Genomic DNA, 17,477 nt, shown 5'->3' with positions numbered 1-17,477 from the left:
TTTGGCATGGGGGAAATCACCGGGTCATATCTGCACGGCGGAACGAAAGTGTCGAGGAGCCGAGTTCGGCGCACATAGGATTTGTCATCAGTCGCCGATCGGTGGGCGGCGTTGGGGCTCGGGTAACCTAACGCTTTCCCCGCACCGGAACATACATGCCGATTCTCGAAACTGACGTCTATCTCTCAAGTGCGCCGCGCCTTTTCCAGCGGTTCGTCACTGTGATTGAGGACCGGCACTGGCTGCGCCGGGTGAAGCTCCTGAAGGATCATTCGAAGCGCAACGACTTTCTGCGCGCGCATCATGCGAGCGAAAATGCAATCGCTTTCCAGCTCAACACATGCAGCGAACTCTCGAAGAAATATGGACATCTGCGTCCGGAAGACGTCGAGCAGCACGGACTGATGCCGGCGCTCGGCATCATGACTCAAGTCCTCTCGCTGCAGGACGGTCTGCCGGCGCCGCAGCGCAAAGCGTTGATTGGACGTGTGCGCGGCACGTTGTCGAATCCGGAGGATATGCGCGCGTTCCAGCTTGAAATGATGGTGGCCACCCACTTCGGGCTTCGCGGCAATCTGGTGCGTTGGCCGGAACTCGAACCTGACCATCCGACGGTTCGGGGCGCAACGTTCGACCTTCTCATTGAGGACATCGGAGAGTCCGGCCTCGAGGTCGAATGCAAGGCGGTCTCGCATGACAAGGGCCGTACGATTCACCGCGCTGGCGCGCTGACTTTCTACGAGGAACTGCGACACGAACTGGCGCCCCTGTCCGGAGAGATCCGCACCGGCCTCGTGGTAATCGTCACAGTGCCTGATGCGCTCCCCGCAGCCCGGGATGGCCAGCGTGAACTCGCCAGCCGCGTTCACAGCCAGGTTATCGCGGGCAGCTCTGCAACCTTCGACGACGGTGTGCAGGTACGCATCGAGCCGTTTGATATGGCGCGGCTGCGCGACGTGGAAATCCGGCCAGACACGCCTGCCGCGCGTGCAGTGGTCGACAGCGTGACCGGTACCCGCAACCGTGGCGCGCTGGTGATGGGGCGACGTAACGTCGGCGCGATCCTTGTGGTCGTGCAAAGCATGAAGGACGACAGTCTGATGTCTGCCGTCTTTGATACTGCGCGCGTGGCCGCTCGTCGCCAGTTGACTGCGCAGCGGCCGGGCATCGTACTGCTTGGATTCAACGGGATCGAAGCAGACCAACTGGCGAGCATCGCGCAGCAGGATTCCGATCCTTCGCAGCCGCCAACTGCCGCCCGCGTCGCCGTAAGCGAGTTTCTCGGCAGCAGCGGGCGCGCCCATGTGGTCGGTGTCGGGTTCCTGAGTCGGAACGAGCTAACACGGCGTGCCGACGGCCAGATGGACCATGGCGGCCTCTCCTACTATTTCCACAACGAACCGAGCCCTTTCTGGCGACCCGATTTCAGGGGAATGTTTGGAGTCACGGACCGTTCTGCTTGACGTTCAGATGCAGCGTCGCGAGCTGCACTTTCGATTCCAGGTCCGGCGGCGGCGTCTGTTGTCTGATCTCGCTGCCACGCCTATTCAAGGATCCAGTCTGTCTCAGATGTCGCTGGCAGTCAGCTTCCCCAGCAGCGCTTTGGTCTCTTCAAGCACGGCATCCAGTCGTTCATGATGCGCCTTCGCGACTGGACTTCTGATTCTGGTGGACTGTCTCAGCTCCTCGGACTTCAGCAGAGCTTCGGCTATCTTGGTTCGTAACAGGATCAGTTGAAACTCGGTCATATCCGCCTCCATGAAGAACGGTATTTCCTTCATCCCTGGCGCTCGTTGTGCGGAGCAGTGCGCATGAACTGCGCTTGCCGCCAAACAAGCCACTTGCACCTGCATTCGGGCTCGATGACGTAGGTCACCGGCTCGCTGGTAGTCTGCCTGATCGTGTCATCCAGCATAGCTTGCAAAAACGCCGTCCGCGAGAAATCGTCCAACGCCAGCACGCCAACCAGGAGTAAGCCACCGATCACGATCAGGTGATCCGGAAAACTCGACATCAGAAAAATCATCAACGCGCCGAACAGCACGCGTTCCTCTATCTGATATGCCATCGCGATTCATTCTTTTGACTCGAGAGCTTGCGTTCTGTCGCGCCACACGCACCAAATTGCGCATGGTCGGCAGTTGACGTCGGCTTCCGCAATGTGGCCGCTGCCGATGAACTCATTCGCAGCTTTCTATCCTTTGAGCTCACGCTGGATCTGGTAGCACACCCCAACCACCTGTACGCCGTCTACCACACCCTGCCTGATCGCCTCGTCCATCTGATCGAAGGTGTACGTGAGCTTCGCGCGGGTGGCCACGTATGCCTTGACGTCCGCGGTGCGGCACATCACGAGACTGCCCGGAGTATCGTCGTACGTGCCGATCTCGCGATGCGCGAGTTGTCCCGTTGAAATGCCGGTCCATAACATCGAGCGCACCGCTTTGCCGAGCGTGCGGGGCGAAGCAAGAGGCTTGCCTCCGCCCTCGGTCGACGATGTGCCATCTACATCCTCATGCCGTGCGACAGGCCCCCGATCCTCTGTGCGGTCATCGCCCGAAAGAGGCACGTCCGGTGTCGGGTCAACGGCCCCTTCGCCCTGCCCGGTTTCCTCCTCATCCCAAGGGTATGCCTCTGTCTCGCTGGTCGTCGCGGCGCCGGGCTCCTCGTCCCATGGCGCCCCGCTACCGGATGCCGGATGTTCATTGTTGGCTGCGGGCTCGAGCTCCTCATCCCAAGGCGTTTCGGCGTCCACGCCGGGATGCCCCGGCTGCGCGCCCCCATCGGCCGCGGAGGCCGCCGGCGGATTGCCGGCAGCCTCCTTTGCACGCCTTATGGCTTCCTGCGCCTCGAACGCGGCTCCGAGTGCATCAAATGCCCCCGACGCTGCTCCATCTGTTTGCTTTTCGGTGCCGCCAGCACTCACGGTCTCCTGCAACTGTTCGCCCAGCGCGAGATCCGCGAGCGTCGTGCGGGTCCCGGACCCGGCGGCGCCAGACTTGCGCACACCTCCCATTCCCAGCCGGGATTTGCCGATCACGGGCACCTTGTCGAAGTCGGCCAGTTGCCCGAGTGCGGGAAACAGCGCGTCAGGCAGGACGACGATCACGGAGCCCAGTCGGAACGCCGGCGCGCCGCGCTCTTCCTCCCGCTTCGGCACCTTGTGTTCCCGGTCGGCCCAGTAGCTTTTTGGACTGAAGAACTGGACGTTGTAGAGGGCCGTTGTCGGACTGCGCTCACGGTCCGTGTACAGCAGGCCGCGATCGTTCAGCAGCATGAGCACCTTTTTTGAAACCGCCGACACATCGTTTCTCAGTTCCTGGATCGTGTTCGTTACCCCCGCCTCGGCGCTGACCGCGTCAACGAAATCCTTCTCCACCAGGTAGACGAGGTTCGCTCCACTAGCCGGGTCACGATACTTGAAGCCAATATTGCCTGATCCGGTACGGCCGTTGATCGTGCCAACACGCGTGAGGACGGCTTCCACGGCCTTCCACAGATCCTTTCCCTCGACCGTCTCCACGAACTGACTCTCGCCACCCAATTCGCTCGTCGCAGCGGCCTCGGCGAGTCCAGACTCACGCTTTGACGACAAAACGTCAGCGCGAATCAGCAGCTCGAGCATCGCGTGATTCCGATCGGAGAGAACTTCAAATCCATCGACGGTCGGCATGTCTTGTGGATGGTGATAGTGACCGACCACAAGCGACAGCGTGTCGCGATCTGCATCAGGCAGGTCCCAGAATTCCGGCATCCGCGCGAGGATCCGCGAGCCTGTCAAGTCGTGGTCGCGCCGACAGCCCGTCAGGTTGCCGCCCTGGTCGTACTCGTAGCATTCGATCTTGCCGATATCGTGTGCGAGTCCCACGATCGCGATCAGCGGATCTTCACTATCGAACTGGTATCCCGACTCCTTGAGCTTGAGCGAAATCTTGAAGTCTGGGAGCTTGATCGTGCCGTTATACGTGTGCGCGGGCGCAAGCCTGACCATATACCAGCAAACCAGCAGACTGTGCACCAGCAGATTTCGTCCGCCGTGGCCGCCTGGCACGTGTGTCGCGGGCAGTGCGCGGTGCTGCGCCAGCATGCGTTCGAGGGCCGACATGAGCCTGCCGTGCTCAGGCGCACTTACATCAAAGCGTGCGTGCCACTGCCGCATAAAGTCCGTCGACCCATCCGCCCGGATCTCGCGAACGTCCGCGATGTCCTGCTCCGAGAGTCCATTTTCGGCGCGTGGAAGATCGCCTAGATGGATTGGGATCGGACCAATGGTCACGCTCACGCCTCGCTCGCTTCGGCCTCTCAACGCCAGTTGGACCTGCCGCCGATCGAACCAGATGGAATAGGCCGTAATGGCCACGCCCGCGATCGTGCCGGCTATCGTAGCCACGATGGTGGCAAGGGAGTACTCCCATCCCATCGCCGTGCGATGCAGCACGATATCCCGCAGGCTCCACCCTCCGTGCCAGAGCGTAAGAATGCTCCACCAGAACACGGCGACGAACGCTGTCGCCCTGATGACGGGTTGCTGACGCGCAATCACGACCGGTCCATCCAGAGAAAATACTTGCACCCGGGGAACGTTGTACATCCCGCATACGGCCGCCCACTCCTGGGTGCCGATCGCAGCGTGAGCGTGCCCTTGCGGCACCCCGGACATGTCGAGCCGATCGGCCCGCCTGTCGTCTGGCCAGCGCTTGCCTCGGATGGCTTCGTGGCGATCGCGACCGTACTCGCTGCGGAGTGCACCTCCGCACCAACTGCGTCAGCACGGGTTGGTTGGGGTGGCGGCGAAACGGGCACGGTCAACCGCTCGACCTCCGTGCGCGTGGCCTTCCCCCCTACATTTTCGGTTCTCACTCCCGGTTTCCCGTTGTCGTCCGGAAGCGTTCCGTTGCAGTCGGGGTAGGCGCTGCAGCCCCAGAAAAAGCCTTTCTGCCCCTTGCGGCGCGTCAACGGCTTGCCGCACTTCGGACAGGGTATCGTGACGCCGGCCGACGTTGCCGACCGGGCTCCAGCGGAAGCATCCCGCGATGCACCCGGCTTGCCGTTGTCGTCGGGTAACGTTGTCTTGCAGTCCGGATAGCCTGTGCAACTCCAGAAAGGCCCGCGGGGACCTTTGCGTTGCGCCATCGGCTTGCCACACTTCGAACACCCAATCGTGATGTCGGACGGCATCGCGTGAGAAGTGCTCGACGAAGCGGCGCGGGCGGCGCCCGGCTTGCCGTTGTCGTCAGGCAATGCTTCCTTGCAGCCGGGATAGCCGGTACAACCCCAGAAAAGCCCCTTGGGGCCTTTACGGCGAAGCATCGGCTTGCCGCATGCTGAACACGTTGCCGCCGGCGGCATTTGCAAGCCGCGCGAAACGATATCAAGGGTGAGATTCTTGATGCCGTCGAGAAAATCAGAACCCTTCCCCTGCCCTGCCTCGATCGACTTTAGTTTGGCTTCCCAGTCGCCGGTCAGTTCCGGCGATAGCAGCAGCTCAGCCTTCAACCTGGTGAGCAGCTCTTTCAATTTGAATGCCTTCGCTGTTGGCACCAGATTGCGCTTCTCGCGCGTCATGTATTCTTCGCCCAACAGCTTCTCGATCGTCGCCGCACGCGTGGCGGGCGTGCCCAACCCTTTCTCAGCCATCGCAGCGCGCAGCTGTTCGTCCGACACTTCTTTGCCGGCATGCTCCATTGCCGAAAGGAGCGTTGCTTCGTTAAACCGGTCTGGCGGTTTGGTCTCGCCCTTGACGACCTTCATCGATGCGGTCTTGCCGCTCTCGCCGGGGGCAAGCGCCGGCAACCTGGCAGTTGTTTCGGCAGCAGTCGCGTCCTTGGATTTTTGCTCGGGGGCTGCCTGATAGACTGCCTGCCAACCCGGAGCGACCAGCACGCGACCGCGTGCAACAAAGCGGTCCGTGCCGATCCAGGCTGTGCGCACAGTTACTGCATACTCTGCGTCAGGATGAAACACCGCAAGCAGGCGTCGCGCGACAAGATCGTAGATTTTACCTTCGTCGGCGGTAAGGCTCTGTGGTGTGGCACCCGTTGGGACGATCGCGAAGTGATCAGAAATCTTGCTGTTGTCGAACACCCGTTTCGTTGGCTTGATCCAACCGTTATCAAGCACCCTTCGCGCGGCTTCCGCGTATCCCTGCGTCGCAAGTGCTTCTATCGTGCGGGTAACCGTCGGCACGTAATCTTCCGGCAACGCCTTCGCATCGGTACGCGGGTAGGTCAGCACCTTGTGCGTCTGGTAAAGTGCCTGGGCGATTTTCAGCGTGTTGTTTGCCGACATCCCGAAGCGCTGGTTCGCTTCACGCTGCAATGTCGTCAGATCAAAGAGCGCCGGCGCTGCGGAGCGGCTCGGCGTCGTGGTCTCGTCAATACGATCCGGATCCTTACCCTTGCAGCGTGTCGCGACCGCATCGGCTTCAGCGCGGTCCCATATCCGCTCCGCCGGCTCCCTCGGACGAACCTTGTCGGCCGGACACTGCCAGATCGCGTCGTAAGCTCGAGCCGTCAAACTAATTGAAGTGTGCACCTCAAAGTATTGCCGCGCGATGAACGAGCGGATGGCCTCCTCGCGGGCCACCACGATCATCAGGGTTGGAGTCTGAACACGCCCCGCAGTCGTCATGTCGCCAAAAATAACCGAGCAGATGCGCGTCACATTGATGCCGACAAGCCAGTCCGCTTCGCCGCGCTTTCTGGCCGCGTCAGCCAACGGGCGCATCTCTGCATCGCTTCGCAGGTGCTGCCTGTAGGCGTCACGGATCGACTGTAGCGTCATCGACTGCAACCACATGCGCTTGATCGTCTTGGTGGTGCGCGCGTACTCGGCGATCAGCCGGAAAATTTCCTCCCCTTCCCGACCAGCATCGCATGCATTGATCAGGACGTTTACGTCCTTACGGCTCATCAGGTCGACCAGCTTCCTGAGCTGGGACTGAGTCTTCGGCAAGGCCTCCAGCTCGAACTTCTCAGGAATCACCGGCAAGAGGTTCGCTATTGCCGGCGGTGCGGCCAACTGGACCAGATGCCCCACGGCGTTGGAGATCACCAGTTGATCATTTTCCCAGTGCCCGGCACCGGCTATCGGCGGTACGTTGAGTGCCTTCGCAATGTCCTTTGCTACCGACGGCTTTTCGGCAATGATGAGCGCCTTCATGGCCTACTCCCCGAGGATCATCTTGCGATGCTCGGGATCCTCGCGGCACAACTTTTGATGCTCCGGCGACAGTGATGCCCACAGCGGATGGCTTTCGAGATCGACCGTCGCCGTGTCCGCCTCGATACTGTTTTTGGTCTCAGGTCCACCGCTTGCTGCGGTCGCTGCAGCTTGTGCCCCTGATCCGTTGGCTGGCCGCTCAGCGCGTTTCGCCCCGCGCTTGAAGCGCTGATGCATGTCGATCATCCATGCCGGATACTTGTCCGCGGGGCCGCCGATATAGACGATGTCGATTGCGGTGGGCAGTGCCGGCTCCTGGATCTGTATGAACGGAACGCGTCGCACCTTCGGCTTTCCGTCAATGAGTTCGCCGCCGATCTCGACCGGTTTGACCCGGTATTTACCGTCGGCGTAAATCATGTCGCCTGGTTTGATGTACGACGCGACCGTTTCCGCGAGCTTGCCGTAGTATTTAACTGGTATGACGTTTTCCTCGTCCGCATCCTGCCGCAGCAGGATCGTGCAGGCACCTGATTGCACGACGGCGCCGTCCGGATCCACTTCCGTCTTGCGCACACTTATCCCGACCACCATCCCAGCAATCTTGACCTGATTGCATGCATTGCTGGCACGGTATCCACTGCCGTACGGTCGAAAATCCCTGTCTTCCGGCGCGCGATCGGGAACCGCCTTTTCAAAAGCACTCTTGTTGGGAAGCTCCAGCACGTTCGGCCGCTCGAACGAGCGTGCGTATACGCGCAGACCAGGCTCCCCGTCATCTTCCTTATGCGGCTGAACCTGACAGATCATCTTGACCGCTTCACGCACCTTGAAGGGTCTCGGCAGGCGAATTCCCGGAGGTACCGCGACCGGCACAAGGAGATTCAGGTTGTTGGTCAACTGCAGCCAGATCGTGCTGCCTTCGATCGAATGAATATGGCCGGTGAGATAGACGACGTTTTTGAACCCACGGTAGTACTGGTGTTTCGCGGGCACCGAGCGCGCCGCAACGGACAGCAGGGTGATCGACTTTTCGGACATGGAAAGCTCCCATTTGAGGAAGTCCCATCCTAGTTTAAAATCTTCGCAAGAAATAATTTTGGCCCGGCGAGGCTGGCTGCTGGCTTGGGATCAGGAGTTCGGCTGCCGGCCCGAACCCTGAGGGGATTCTGAAAATATTTGAGCGATTTTCATAAATTGGGTATATAAGTAGCCGGCCCATATCTTTCCTACCGTCCAGAAGGACATTTTTGAACATGGATCATCCATACCTCGAGCAGCAGCGTCAGCTCATCGTGCAGGTAAAAACCTTGATGGGGCGACGCAACATCGACGCCAGGCAGCTCTCGGAAATACTTGGACTGTCGTATTCGCACGTCGTCGGCATTCTCGCTGGTGACCGATGGCTTGGTGGGGGCAACAAGGAGAATGTGCAAAAGTTCGCTACTTTCCTGAACGTCCCTGTTCTTCAGGTTTATGTATGGTGCGGCGTACTTTCGCCTGAAGACTGTGTCGTCACACATGGTCTCAAGGAACAACTTGCACTGGCGCTACGCAAGATGGAGCTTGATCCCGCTGTGGGCATTCTTGCGCCTCGCCAGGAGGACTGGGATGAAACGCCGGTGAATGTTCAGCTTGCGTTCATGATGATGTACGAGACGTATTCGAAGCAGACCCTTCTGGAACACGCACAGATGGAACTACCTGACGATGCGTTTAACAAACCCTTACCAAAGGCGGAATAGTTCGGCTTTCCACCAGGTATCTGAACCGCCCGCCTCGTTGTCCCGTCATGCGCCGGGCGATGTAGGTTGCCCTCACCGAACCAGACGGACCAACCCGAAGTAAATCATCTCCAGGGTGCCTTGGGGCTGTCCGACCGAGGCGCAGAGCCGAGCGCCCAATATAGGAAGCCGGTTAGATCCCATTCTCCAGATGAATGATGGTTTTCATCGCGTTCTGCGTGGGCGCCTGACAGGCTTTCCGCATACATGATGTAAAAGCCGTGGATGCAAATGCTGCGAGTTGAAAGCATTGCACCCTTGCCGCCCTCGCTAAAGCCACCTTCTCCCTCACAGTCCCTTACATCGCTGCGCGATGTGCTCGCCTACAACGTCCGCGCATGTCGTGTGGTAATAGGCCTGTCGCAGGAACAACTTGGGTTCTCCGCCAATCTCGACCGAACATTCATCAGTCAGGTCGAGCGCGCCCCCTTCAATGTTTCAATCGACAATATCGAGAAGCTCGCTACGGCCCTGGGTGTCAGCGCTTCAGCTTTGCTCGAACGTCCGGCGTCTACCCGTCGCTAATCGAGCGCGTCGACGTGCGGCTTTTCGGAAATCACTCGATGGAAGCACCCGTGCGCCCCACCCCTGATACTGCCCGAAGGCGGGACGTCCTCGCCGCCGGACGGGCTCGGGGGTTGGCATGGAACAACGATGCCAGCCCCATGCCCTTGAGCGTCTATGGGCGGGTGAGCGCGTCAATGGTCCGCTTCGCCGGACGTGCCGCCCGCCATTGACCCGCTCACCCGCCCAAAAGCGAGGATATGATGCCTGCTCGAACGGGAGGAATAGACCGGCGCTCACGAGTTGTATTGAAATATGTAGTCCGAATTAATAATTTCGTTTTGAAGATAAAAAAATGCCGCGCCTCCGGAGAGTACGCGGCCATTGAGTTGCGGTAGCGCAGCTTTCGCCTATGCTCCGGATATCGCGGCTTCGAGCGCTGCTGGTGTGACTGCCATCAGGGTCAACCTGCGACACATCTCCTCGTAGTCGGGATCGACTGGCAAGCTTTTCAGTCCCCGGCCCTGCAGGTCGTGAAATGCGTCGTAAGCGCTATCCTTGTGGGTTATCTGGACGCCCTCGGCATTCCGTGAAACCACTACGACCCCGGAGTCGGCACCGATACGGTAGAAGATACCGTGGAATTCACTGATCGACGGGCCGCCTTCTTCTGCTGGCTCGAAGAAACAGTAATACCGTTGCAATGCTAGTAACCATGGAGTATCCGCCGGCGCTTCCGTCACGCAGGTTCGCATAAGTGTGCTACCCGACACCGGGAACCCCTTCATCTCGAGTGCCCGACAACGTTCGGCCAGCTCCAGCGCGTCGCGCCTGCTCTCTGAGGGGTCGCTGTGTGAGTAATGTTCGATCTGCTTGCCCTTCCAGTACACGTACCCTTGCTGATCGCGCGTCATATTTTCTATGCCGTGAAACCAATGAGGTGTGCTCGCATACGCGCCCGACGCAACCGAGCTGAAAAGCGTCTCAAATGCCTGCTTGCCCTCTTCGTTCAGGAAGTTATTGACCGCCATCTCGACGAGTTTGAGATCCCTTGGTTCGAGCGTGTCGCCGTCGCGTGTTTGCCGAAGGATTTCGATTGCCTTGTCTTCAACCGTTAGCTGTGCGCTTTCCATATTTCAATCTCCTGTGAGTAAGTCCGCCGCCGCGGACGATGAACTGAGCACAAGAGATGTACGGGCAAAAAAAACCGCCTGTCCGAAGACAGACGGCTCGTGAGTTGTAGTCCTTTGGCGTTAGCGTCGGGACCGGATGCGAACTGCTTCCGGAATGTGGATCTCCCATGTTGGGCCGGAGATCTGCATCGGCAGGCTATCAGTGTCTTTTCGCCGCGTAGCAATCTCGGTTCCGAGAGCGATCGCGGCGTCGCGATCCTGCAGGCTGAAGTAGTGCGAGCGCTTGATGTTCGAGTTATAGGCCGACGTGACGAAGACCCCTGTTCCACCGTGATTGCACCCGAAGCCGAAGGTCTGGACCACGTAGCGCGGCTCGTCACGTGGGCGATAGGCAATGCCGTCCACAATCAGGTGCTCACGAGCAAACGCACGCAGGCGTCTGGTCACCTCTTCACGCGACAGGCCATGTGGCTCGTGATACAGGAAGTCGTACGACTGGTTTTTGCTACCCAGACGAAGGTCCAGCACGGGTTCCCAGACCGGCCAGTCCCAGTTGTCCTCGCTTGCATACCGACCGCGCGGCTCACCGTTACCGTCGACGTTCAGGGACGTCCAGAGTCTGCCCTTCCACCAGCGATATTCCACGGCGTAGGAGGCGTCATCGCGATGGATGAACGTTCCATGTGCGCGAAGCGCAACCGGAGCATCGTCACCCGTCACCTCAGTGATACCGATTTCGATTTCACCATCCTCGTGAAACGTAGGCCGGGGCTTTCGGCACCGCGGTGGAATCATATGCTCGGTGTAGCAGAAGCGTACGACGACCGTCTTCCTGTTCTTCTGCAGCAAGCGAGGAACAGGCTTCGCAAGAGCCGGAGCATGTGTCGGGCAGTAGTACACCTCGAGCCCGCACTCCAGGCGGACCGCGGTTGCATCCTTTGCCGGAAACTGGTCCCGGCATTGCCAGCAATATCGGGTGTTGAAAGCGAGAAAGGGTGTCAGGTTGGTTCCAGCGAATGCACGACCGGACGTCGAAGGGGCGTTGGACAATTTTCGCTGCATGATTGATCTCCGTGAGTAAGCCCGTGCTACCGGGCGATGAACTAAGCACAGGAGATGTCACGACGAAAAAAAACCGCGCGTCCGGAGTGGATCGCGCGGGTTGTGGATTGCGGGTGACTAGGTCTCGTCTTTCTCCACCTCATCGGTCAGGCCGGACCATTCCCTCGCGAGGCGTGCGATCGCCTCGTCTGGCTCGTCGACGACCTCGCCGCTTTCGATTTGAATCAGCACGTGCCCCTCGCCAGGAATTGCTCCCGGGTCGTACTCCATTCGAAACCCGGCGGATTTCAGCACCTCCGCGATTTCCTCGCGGCGATCTTCCATGCTGTCGGGCGAATCGGTCCTGTTGGCCAACGCGCGCTCCGCGAGGACCGCCGAACTTCGCACGAAATGATGCGCGTCGTTTAAGAGCGCATATCGGGCCTGCGCACTGCAGCGCGTGAATAGCAGATCCGCGACCTTGGCGCGCGCGCCCCAATCCAAGTCGAGCAGGCGTGTCGCTGTGACTTCCTGCAGCGAAGCCAGCCGGCGTATTTCTTCCTCACGCAGGGCATACAGTTGCTCAACGAGCTCCGCCGGCATGCTGCCTTTTGCCGGATAGCGTTCGCTCAACTCCCGGGACGACAGCACCACGTGAGCGCCAATACCGAACTCGACTGAGTCAGCCACGCGATGGTGCTTCGCCGGATCGATGACGAACTGCCTGTCGCTTTTCAGAAGTTGCCTGTATTCCACAGCCGGCACGAGCCACTTGCTTCTCGACTGCACATCATCGCGAACGCCGTCGAGACTCGCGATCACGCCGATCATCCCGCTGGGTACGTTCGCGGACCATGCACCGAACGCTGCAATGACAATCCATGTACGGCCTGCCTGCACGTCGTTTTCGCTTTCCATGATTTGAAATCTCCTTGTGTGAGCCCGTGTCAGTGGGCGATGAACTGAGCACAAGGGATGTCGCGGCGAAGAAAAGTCGCGCGTTCACATTCTTTGTGGCACCGCATATCCGGGCGCCATGTATATGATTGCGCTCACGCTCGCCGGACGAACCTGTCTGGCAAAGCGGGACGGCTGGCGACCGGAGCGCTTCTACGGAGAAAAAACATGCTTGAAGATATAATGTGGCTGTTCATCAACCTTGTGCTTCCAGTTACCGCACCCATTTTGGGTATGTGGCTGGAAATCGTGTCCGCCCGAAATATCCGGGACGACACCGAGAGGTTGGAGGCGCTCAGGCGGCGGCGGATTGTCATGTTGTTCAAGGACGGCCAGCTCGGATGGGTCGGCCTGCTGATGTGCTTTGCGGCGGTCTCGGACATGCTTGACGGGATTCGCAGGCATGGACTCCCCGTCTGGGCGCCTCTTGTTGTCGTTGCCTTGCTTGGACTTGTATATACAAGTGGGTATTTTGCAACGAAAGGGGCCGTGGACACGGCTGAGGCACTGGATGGCTTCGCGTGGAGGCGGTTCCCCGAGGACTACCCGAGCGCTTTTTACACTATAATTTTCACGTTGATTTCGGCAGTACTATTTGCTGGCACCCATTTTTGGGCTCAATAAGGGACAGAACATGACTACCATCGCACATCGCCTTTTTCCTCGCGCGCATGGCAAGGAAGCCATCGTCGCACTGTCCGCCGTGATTGCAGGCGGCATCGGATCCGTCGCGGCGCTCGCGACCGTGGTGCTGATCATTCTCGGCCATTGAACCAGCTGTATGCAGCAACCTCACGGGGTTGCCAAACCGCTTGTGCCAAAGCCGCCCTCTAAACCGGGGCGGCTTTTGTTTTTGCAGGCGCTACGTCACCTTCCTGCAAGCGGGTTCGGCCAGATGAACGTCGGTCGTCGCCGTGCCGGCGACAGGATCATTTCCGCTTTTCGTGTAATCGGCGCCTTCAGCCAGCTTCGGTCTTTGTCGGCAGCATGATTGCGACAACAGTGTATCCCTCGGATCGCAAACGTGTAGAGTTAATTTGGACTGCTATGCATTCGGCGTCGACAAACTGGTGCGGTACTCCTTGTCACTCCCGTAGCGCAGCCAGGTCCGAGAGGCCGCGTTCGGCCCAGTCAACGAATGCCTGAACGTCCGTGCGAAGCCTGTCCAGTTCATCGGACTGGGAGGTTGAGGTCATCGTTCGCAGGACCATCAACCATGCCTTCCCGGTTTTGACGAATCCGTCCAGCAGCGAGCGCCGGTTCTGCATGAAATGGATCTTGAACTCGTCAAGCAACGGAATCTTCATGTCCGTGGCGTTCCGCCACATCTCCATCGATACCCGCATGAAGCCGGGGTCGAATTCGACAGCTATTTTCTCGTCGGCCACCTCGGTTACCTCCCGGGACGAAGCATGGGTGCAATCGTTTCCAGCTCAGGATCGCCGTTCGGATCATAGCGACGTACCTCCGTGAAGCCGAGGTCGAGCAGAAAGGCCCGCACGCTGTTCTCCGTTTCGTGGGGCAGGAACCCGCGCAATCCGCTGGCGCCATCACGCTGCCAGAAGTCAACGACTGGATGACCGTCGAACTGGCGGCCGAAGCGAAACAGGCTGTCCGGCACGACTTTCTTTCCAGCCTCGTCATTCATTGCCAGCATCCAGCCGTTTTCGAATTCCCGATACACCATCATCCCGATTCCCCGGACTGTTACTACATTTCCCAGACCGTTCGCTGGGCCATCGCCGACTGATTCCGACTGCCCGGTCCCGAGTGCACGAGATCATCAAAACAAGGCGGCGAGCGGGCTTTCCCCACCTCTTGCGGTTCGAAGACCGGTTGATCGCACGCGGCGCGGTCGACGGCGGTGCGTCTTGTCGGCCAGCATCGATCGCACGCGATTCAGCCGCCGATCCAGATCCGACCAGTCAGGTTGCGCCAGCGTACCGGTACCGACCAGCAGAGGGAGCGTTGTTTCAAGTTCGTTCAGAAGCATGGAAAGTCTTGCGAATGATCCCACTCGCCGCACATCCGGATTCATCAACGCTACCTCCTATCTGTCGGATAACACGCGGTTACTCTAGCATAGCGTCGTGGCGTCATTCACCATCGAAATGCAGCGGCAGCCCAGGCTGGATTGACAACGACGCACGTCGAATTTGCTCCGTGGCGCGTTGGCTGTTCGCCGGCGGCGCCACGGGGAAAAAGACGTCACGGTGAAAGACCACATCCGGGCCGATACGCACCAGATGGTCAATTTTGTCCCGCTCAGCGTCCCGGGAATGCTGCATGCCGTACCTCGCAATTTCGTGTGATGCTCATGAATCGCCGAGCATCGTCCCGCGACATGAGCGCGACCCACAGTGACACGCGTACTGTTCTTCGACTTCGTCGGTTCGAACGTCGTCGACCGCCAGCGCATAACTGATACACAGTTCCTCTCCTTCGGCGATATCGATGGCAGCTTCGATGAACACGCGGCCTTCAATTTCGAAGGCGGTGCAGTTGGCGTCGCACGCGTGATTAAGCCATCGCGCGCTGTTGCCCCCTCGCCCACCGTCGATCACGTGCCCATCGGTCAATCCGAACAGGAAGGTATGCCCTGTGTTTCCAGCCTGTCGATATCGGTTTGCGGCCCGACGCCAGCTGATCACTTCGCCTTTGTATTCGAACACCCGTTCACCGGCAACCAGCGAACGCAGCGCGAACACACCTCTTCCATGCACCGGCGATCGCCGGACGCTTACCCGTTTCATATGCGCTTGATAACCATTCAGACGGGCGAAGTATACGCGGGCAGTGAGGTCCGCCACACCGGTTGTTCAGGTTTTTCGCGGCCGCTCGATCGGCATGTCGAAAAAATGATTGCAACCAGTGCAACGGAACAGGCGGCGCCCGAGTGTCAGCGCGGATTGCGTGCGGGTCCGCTTGAACCCGTGTGGCCTTGCCGTTGCTTCTGCCAGGCAATGCGGACACGGAAGTACGGGCCACGGCACCTTCAGGCCCAGCTTGACGCGCTGTTCGTACTGCCCCGAAGGGTCGAGCTCGAGCAGCCAGACGCGGAAACGTCCGACCCGCGCCTTTATCACTTCCGGCGACGTGCCAAACTCGGCCGCAGCGTGCGTGAGCGGTCGATGTTGTGAGAGCCACGGCAGAAACGCAAACAGCATGTCCTTTCGCAACATATTCGCCATCGGCATGCGCGTTGCGCGGGTAAAGTACCGCGTGCACCCGCGACAATGAAAACTCGGCAAAGTTGTTGATGTACGCGGTCGACTCGACAGGCGCGTATCGATGCCAGCACAATGCGGACAGCGAGGTGGATCTGTGTTGTCGGAAAAAACCCGGCTGATTTCGCTTGTGAGAAACGTGGTGAGGCGCAGGTCTTCTACATGACGGCGGGGCAATGGGCTGTTTGCGCGCAGCGGCTGGTTGAAGTCGAAACGTCCAGAATGAGGAGCAGGGACGGCCGGGGCGTCAACTAGCTGAACGGTCGTCCTCGGTGGAACGCTGAGCACTGCATGGTCGGCACTGGCCAGTTCCGGCGCATCGTGCCCGGCCCGCTTTCGACGTGCGACCGCAGTCAGCGCGAGATCCTTCACGACACGCACTGTAATTTCCGCACCCTCGGCATCCCGAGCCATAGACCAGCCCCGTTTGCAGTGCGGGCACAGTGCGCGGCGGCGTCCGTCTGCGCCAAAACCGCCGTTGAGGAGTTGGCCATGAAAATCGCAATGCGGGCACGTTCCTTCCGGTCGGTACTTCACACCGAGCAGCACCCGTGAAGCCCATCGGGCGTCTGGGTCGTGATGCGCGATCAACTCGCGAAACCGCATCAGCCAGTTCGACAGCGCCGTATAGTCGACTCGAAGTCGCCGGCTGGCCTCCTCGAGCGGAATCGGTTGACCGAGGAGTCGCACGAAAGCGGGCACCTTTGCCGCAAACCGCAACCGTGCGAGTGGCGTACCGGTCAGACGGCTATAGATGCGTTGGCAGTCGTTGCATCGGAAAAACGGCCGCGCGTGATGGCGATTGGGGCGGCTCTGCAGTGCAGCGCGCTGAGACAGGCGGTCGTACCCGCAAAATGCTCACCGGCGCCATCGGCGCCCATCACGCGCGCCGTACCCGGCAGTAGCCGGTCCGCCCACGTGGAGGCGATTGCGGGCGTGGCGCATAGCTCACCCCAGTAATCACCCAGGTACTCGATATACGGCATCTGATCGTTCTGCAATGCGTCGAACAGACGCTCGAGCCAGCGCTCCCGCGTGGCGGCTGTCGGCTCAGCCCCGGCGATGACCGGCACAAGCACCTCGATCGTGCGGTTCACGGCGGCGCCGAGTGCACCGGAAGAGCTGTCAACCTGTTCAAGCGCAGGCGACAGTTTTTCGAGCAAGGTGACGGCGCCATCAGCCGCGAGGACGTGATCGCTGCGGGCGATCTGCCTGATTTCCGTGACAGCTTCCTTCAGACGCTGGATCGGAAGCGCGGATTTCCAGCCAAACGCGCCGCGCCGGAACCGGGCCGAGAATGTCCACTTGTGAGAGGGTGTACGAGTCATCATCTGCGAGTTGCGCCAGATCAGCGCGTTTTCATGTAAGCGGCGTACAGGCCGCCATGCAGATCGCGCAACGCCTTGCGGCGCTCGACCAGATCATGGTGACGGCCCTGACGTTCAAGACTCAGGATCTGCCACAGCATTGACGTTGCCCGTTCGGCATCGACATGTCGCGACAACCGTGCCCCACGCAGGCGGTCCGCCAGTGCCGGTTTTACCGTGAGCAGCCATGCTGTATGCGCAAGCCAAGAACGATTTCGTGATACTCGCAAGCTGTGTTAAAGCGGACATTAACACGAACACAGCAGAGGATCCGGGCAATGACGGCAAGACGAACCACCATCC

At 59.8% G+C, this 17,477-nt stretch carries 20 protein-coding genes; 5 read left to right on the top strand and 15 right to left on the bottom strand.

What is annotated here, in order from left to right; translation table 11 throughout:
* Window positions 1–155 precede the first annotated feature (155 nt).
* The gene (locus tag HV711_RS28025; protein ID WP_035478343.1) at window positions 156–1,463 is read left to right on the top strand and encodes a hypothetical protein; all 1,308 of its coding nucleotides are present in this window, start codon (window positions 156–158) and stop codon (window positions 1,461–1,463) included.
* Window positions 1,464–1,565: 102 nt separating this feature from the next.
* Here HV711_RS28025 and HV711_RS28020 read toward each other — a convergent pair whose 3' ends face one another.
* The 5 genes from HV711_RS28020 to HV711_RS28000 all read right to left on the bottom strand — a co-directional run bounded on the left by HV711_RS28020 (window position 1,566) and on the right by HV711_RS28000 (window position 8,202).
* Window positions 1,566–1,781: a hypothetical protein gene (locus tag HV711_RS28020; RefSeq protein ID WP_035478345.1), complete on the bottom strand. Its 216-nt coding sequence runs from the start codon at window positions 1,779–1,781 to the stop codon at window positions 1,566–1,568.
* The gene (locus HV711_RS28015) at window positions 1,778–2,068 is read right to left on the bottom strand and encodes a hypothetical protein (protein ID WP_035478347.1); all 291 of its coding nucleotides are present in this window, start codon (window positions 2,066–2,068) and stop codon (window positions 1,778–1,780) included. The genes HV711_RS28020 and HV711_RS28015 overlap by 4 nt, the downstream gene beginning before the upstream one ends.
* 126 nt (window positions 2,069–2,194) lie before the next feature.
* Window positions 2,195–4,591 (bottom strand): hypothetical protein, encoded by a 2,397-nt coding sequence (locus tag HV711_RS28010; protein WP_175145403.1) that lies wholly within the window; start codon window positions 4,589–4,591, stop codon window positions 2,195–2,197.
* Complete coding sequence (locus HV711_RS28005; protein ID WP_051223953.1) at window positions 4,540–7,161, bottom strand: DNA topoisomerase; 2,622 nt, start codon at window positions 7,159–7,161, stop codon at window positions 4,540–4,542. Before HV711_RS28005 ends, HV711_RS28010 begins: the two co-directional genes overlap by 52 nt.
* 3 nt (window positions 7,162–7,164) lie before the next feature.
* On the bottom strand, window positions 7,165–8,202 hold the full coding sequence (locus HV711_RS28000) for a single stranded DNA-binding domain-containing protein (RefSeq protein ID WP_035478349.1): 1,038 nt from the start codon (window positions 8,200–8,202) through the stop codon (window positions 7,165–7,167).
* A 215-nt stretch (window positions 8,203–8,417) separates the two neighbouring features.
* Here HV711_RS28000 and HV711_RS27995 point away from each other — a divergent pair, with 215 nt between their 5' ends.
* Both HV711_RS27995 and HV711_RS27990 read left to right on the top strand, forming a co-directional pair.
* Window positions 8,418–8,906 carry a helix-turn-helix domain-containing protein gene (locus tag HV711_RS27995; protein WP_028199931.1) on the top strand — a complete coding sequence of 163 codons (489 nt, stop codon included), beginning with the start codon at window positions 8,418–8,420 and terminating at the stop codon, window positions 8,904–8,906.
* 270 nt (window positions 8,907–9,176) lie between these two features.
* Window positions 9,177–9,470 (top strand): helix-turn-helix domain-containing protein, encoded by a 294-nt coding sequence (locus tag HV711_RS27990; protein ID WP_082201401.1) that lies wholly within the window; start codon window positions 9,177–9,179, stop codon window positions 9,468–9,470.
* A 389-nt stretch (window positions 9,471–9,859) separates the two neighbouring features.
* On the opposite strand, the gene HV711_RS27985 is transcribed toward HV711_RS27990, so the two are convergent.
* The 3 genes from HV711_RS27985 to HV711_RS27975 form a co-directional block, all read right to left on the bottom strand.
* Window positions 9,860–10,582 carry a hypothetical protein gene (locus HV711_RS27985; protein WP_035478351.1) on the bottom strand — a complete coding sequence of 241 codons (723 nt, stop codon included), beginning with the start codon at window positions 10,580–10,582 and terminating at the stop codon, window positions 9,860–9,862.
* A 120-nt stretch (window positions 10,583–10,702) separates the two neighbouring features.
* Window positions 10,703–11,644, bottom strand: a complete 942-nt coding sequence (locus tag HV711_RS27980; protein ID WP_035478352.1) for a DUF8359 domain-containing protein — start codon at window positions 11,642–11,644, stop codon at window positions 10,703–10,705.
* 117 nt (window positions 11,645–11,761) lie between these two features.
* The gene (locus tag HV711_RS27975) at window positions 11,762–12,541 is read right to left on the bottom strand and encodes a hypothetical protein (RefSeq protein WP_035478353.1); all 780 of its coding nucleotides are present in this window, start codon (window positions 12,539–12,541) and stop codon (window positions 11,762–11,764) included.
* A gap of 207 nt (window positions 12,542–12,748) precedes the next feature.
* On the opposite strand from HV711_RS27975, the gene HV711_RS27970 reads away from it, so the two are divergent.
* The gene (locus HV711_RS27970; RefSeq protein ID WP_035478354.1) at window positions 12,749–13,204 is read left to right on the top strand and encodes a hypothetical protein; all 456 of its coding nucleotides are present in this window, start codon (window positions 12,749–12,751) and stop codon (window positions 13,202–13,204) included.
* Between the two features lie 10 nt (window positions 13,205–13,214).
* Entirely contained in the window at window positions 13,215–13,352 is a 138-nt protein-coding gene (locus HV711_RS27965) for a hypothetical protein (protein WP_156034550.1), read from the top strand.
* A gap of 313 nt (window positions 13,353–13,665) precedes the next feature.
* Here HV711_RS27965 and HV711_RS27960 read toward each other — a convergent pair whose 3' ends face one another.
* From HV711_RS27960 to HV711_RS27930, 7 genes are all read right to left on the bottom strand, one after another.
* Complete coding sequence (locus tag HV711_RS27960) at window positions 13,666–13,968, bottom strand: hypothetical protein (protein WP_035478355.1); 303 nt, start codon at window positions 13,966–13,968, stop codon at window positions 13,666–13,668.
* A gap of 5 nt (window positions 13,969–13,973) precedes the next feature.
* The gene (locus HV711_RS27955) at window positions 13,974–14,270 is read right to left on the bottom strand and encodes a hypothetical protein (RefSeq protein ID WP_035478358.1); all 297 of its coding nucleotides are present in this window, start codon (window positions 14,268–14,270) and stop codon (window positions 13,974–13,976) included.
* Window positions 14,271–14,363: 93 nt separating this feature from the next.
* Entirely contained in the window at window positions 14,364–14,573 is a 210-nt protein-coding gene (locus tag HV711_RS27950) for a hypothetical protein (protein WP_175145401.1), read from the bottom strand.
* 103 nt (window positions 14,574–14,676) lie between these two features.
* Window positions 14,677–14,868 (bottom strand): hypothetical protein, encoded by a 192-nt coding sequence (locus HV711_RS27945; RefSeq protein ID WP_035478361.1) that lies wholly within the window; start codon window positions 14,866–14,868, stop codon window positions 14,677–14,679.
* Window positions 14,869–14,895: 27 nt separating this feature from the next.
* Complete coding sequence (locus HV711_RS27940; RefSeq protein WP_035478373.1) at window positions 14,896–15,333, bottom strand: SET domain-containing protein; 438 nt, start codon at window positions 15,331–15,333, stop codon at window positions 14,896–14,898.
* A 66-nt stretch (window positions 15,334–15,399) separates the two neighbouring features.
* A complete protein-coding gene (locus HV711_RS27935; protein ID WP_175145399.1) occupies window positions 15,400–16,497 on the bottom strand; it encodes a DUF746 domain-containing protein in 1,098 nt (365 codons plus the stop codon).
* Window positions 16,498–16,547: 50 nt separating this feature from the next.
* Entirely contained in the window at window positions 16,548–17,138 is a 591-nt protein-coding gene (locus HV711_RS27930) for a hypothetical protein (protein ID WP_175145397.1), read from the bottom strand.
* Window positions 17,139–17,477 lie beyond the last annotated feature (339 nt).

The organism is Paraburkholderia phenoliruptrix (genome assembly GCF_902859825.1).
Classification (GTDB): Bacteria; Pseudomonadota; Gammaproteobacteria; order Burkholderiales; family Burkholderiaceae; genus Paraburkholderia; species Paraburkholderia phenoliruptrix.
This window is presented reverse-complemented; position numbering and strand designations above follow the sequence as displayed.

Excerpts from the sequence above, each read along its gene's own strand:
- HV711_RS27950 (WP_175145401.1), bottom strand. The coding sequence starts at position 14,573 with ATGCTTCTGAACGAACTTGAAACAACGCTCCCTCTGCTGGTCGGTACC.
- HV711_RS27965 (WP_156034550.1), top strand. The coding sequence starts at position 13,215 with ATGACTACCATCGCACATCGCCTTTTTCCTCGCGCGCATGGCAAGGAA.
- HV711_RS28015 (WP_035478347.1), bottom strand. The coding sequence starts at position 2,068 with ATGGCATATCAGATAGAGGAACGCGTGCTGTTCGGCGCGTTGATGATT.
- HV711_RS28000 (WP_035478349.1), bottom strand. The coding sequence starts at position 8,202 with ATGTCCGAAAAGTCGATCACCCTGCTGTCCGTTGCGGCGCGCTCGGTG.
- HV711_RS28020 (WP_035478345.1), bottom strand. The coding sequence starts at position 1,781 with ATGAAGGAAATACCGTTCTTCATGGAGGCGGATATGACCGAGTTTCAA.
- HV711_RS27945 (WP_035478361.1), bottom strand. The coding sequence starts at position 14,868 with ATGCAGCATTCCCGGGACGCTGAGCGGGACAAAATTGACCATCTGGTG.
- HV711_RS27930 (WP_175145397.1), bottom strand. The coding sequence starts at position 17,138 with ATGATGACTCGTACACCCTCTCACAAGTGGACATTCTCGGCCCGGTTC.
- HV711_RS28010 (WP_175145403.1), bottom strand. The coding sequence starts at position 4,591 with ATGTACAACGTTCCCCGGGTGCAAGTATTTTCTCTGGATGGACCGGTC.
- HV711_RS27975 (WP_035478353.1), bottom strand. The coding sequence starts at position 12,541 with ATGGAAAGCGAAAACGACGTGCAGGCAGGCCGTACATGGATTGTCATT.
- HV711_RS27940 (WP_035478373.1), bottom strand. The coding sequence starts at position 15,333 with ATGAAACGGGTAAGCGTCCGGCGATCGCCGGTGCATGGAAGAGGTGTG.
- HV711_RS27955 (WP_035478358.1), bottom strand. The coding sequence starts at position 14,270 with ATGATGGTGTATCGGGAATTCGAAAACGGCTGGATGCTGGCAATGAAT.
- HV711_RS27985 (WP_035478351.1), bottom strand. The coding sequence starts at position 10,582 with ATGGAAAGCGCACAGCTAACGGTTGAAGACAAGGCAATCGAAATCCTT.
- HV711_RS27990 (WP_082201401.1), top strand. The coding sequence starts at position 9,177 with ATGCTGCGAGTTGAAAGCATTGCACCCTTGCCGCCCTCGCTAAAGCCA.
- HV711_RS28005 (WP_051223953.1), bottom strand. The coding sequence starts at position 7,161 with ATGAAGGCGCTCATCATTGCCGAAAAGCCGTCGGTAGCAAAGGACATT.
- HV711_RS27980 (WP_035478352.1), bottom strand. The coding sequence starts at position 11,644 with ATGCAGCGAAAATTGTCCAACGCCCCTTCGACGTCCGGTCGTGCATTC.
- HV711_RS28025 (WP_035478343.1), top strand. The coding sequence starts at position 156 with ATGCCGATTCTCGAAACTGACGTCTATCTCTCAAGTGCGCCGCGCCTT.
- HV711_RS27970 (WP_035478354.1), top strand. The coding sequence starts at position 12,749 with ATGCTTGAAGATATAATGTGGCTGTTCATCAACCTTGTGCTTCCAGTT.
- HV711_RS27995 (WP_028199931.1), top strand. The coding sequence starts at position 8,418 with ATGGATCATCCATACCTCGAGCAGCAGCGTCAGCTCATCGTGCAGGTA.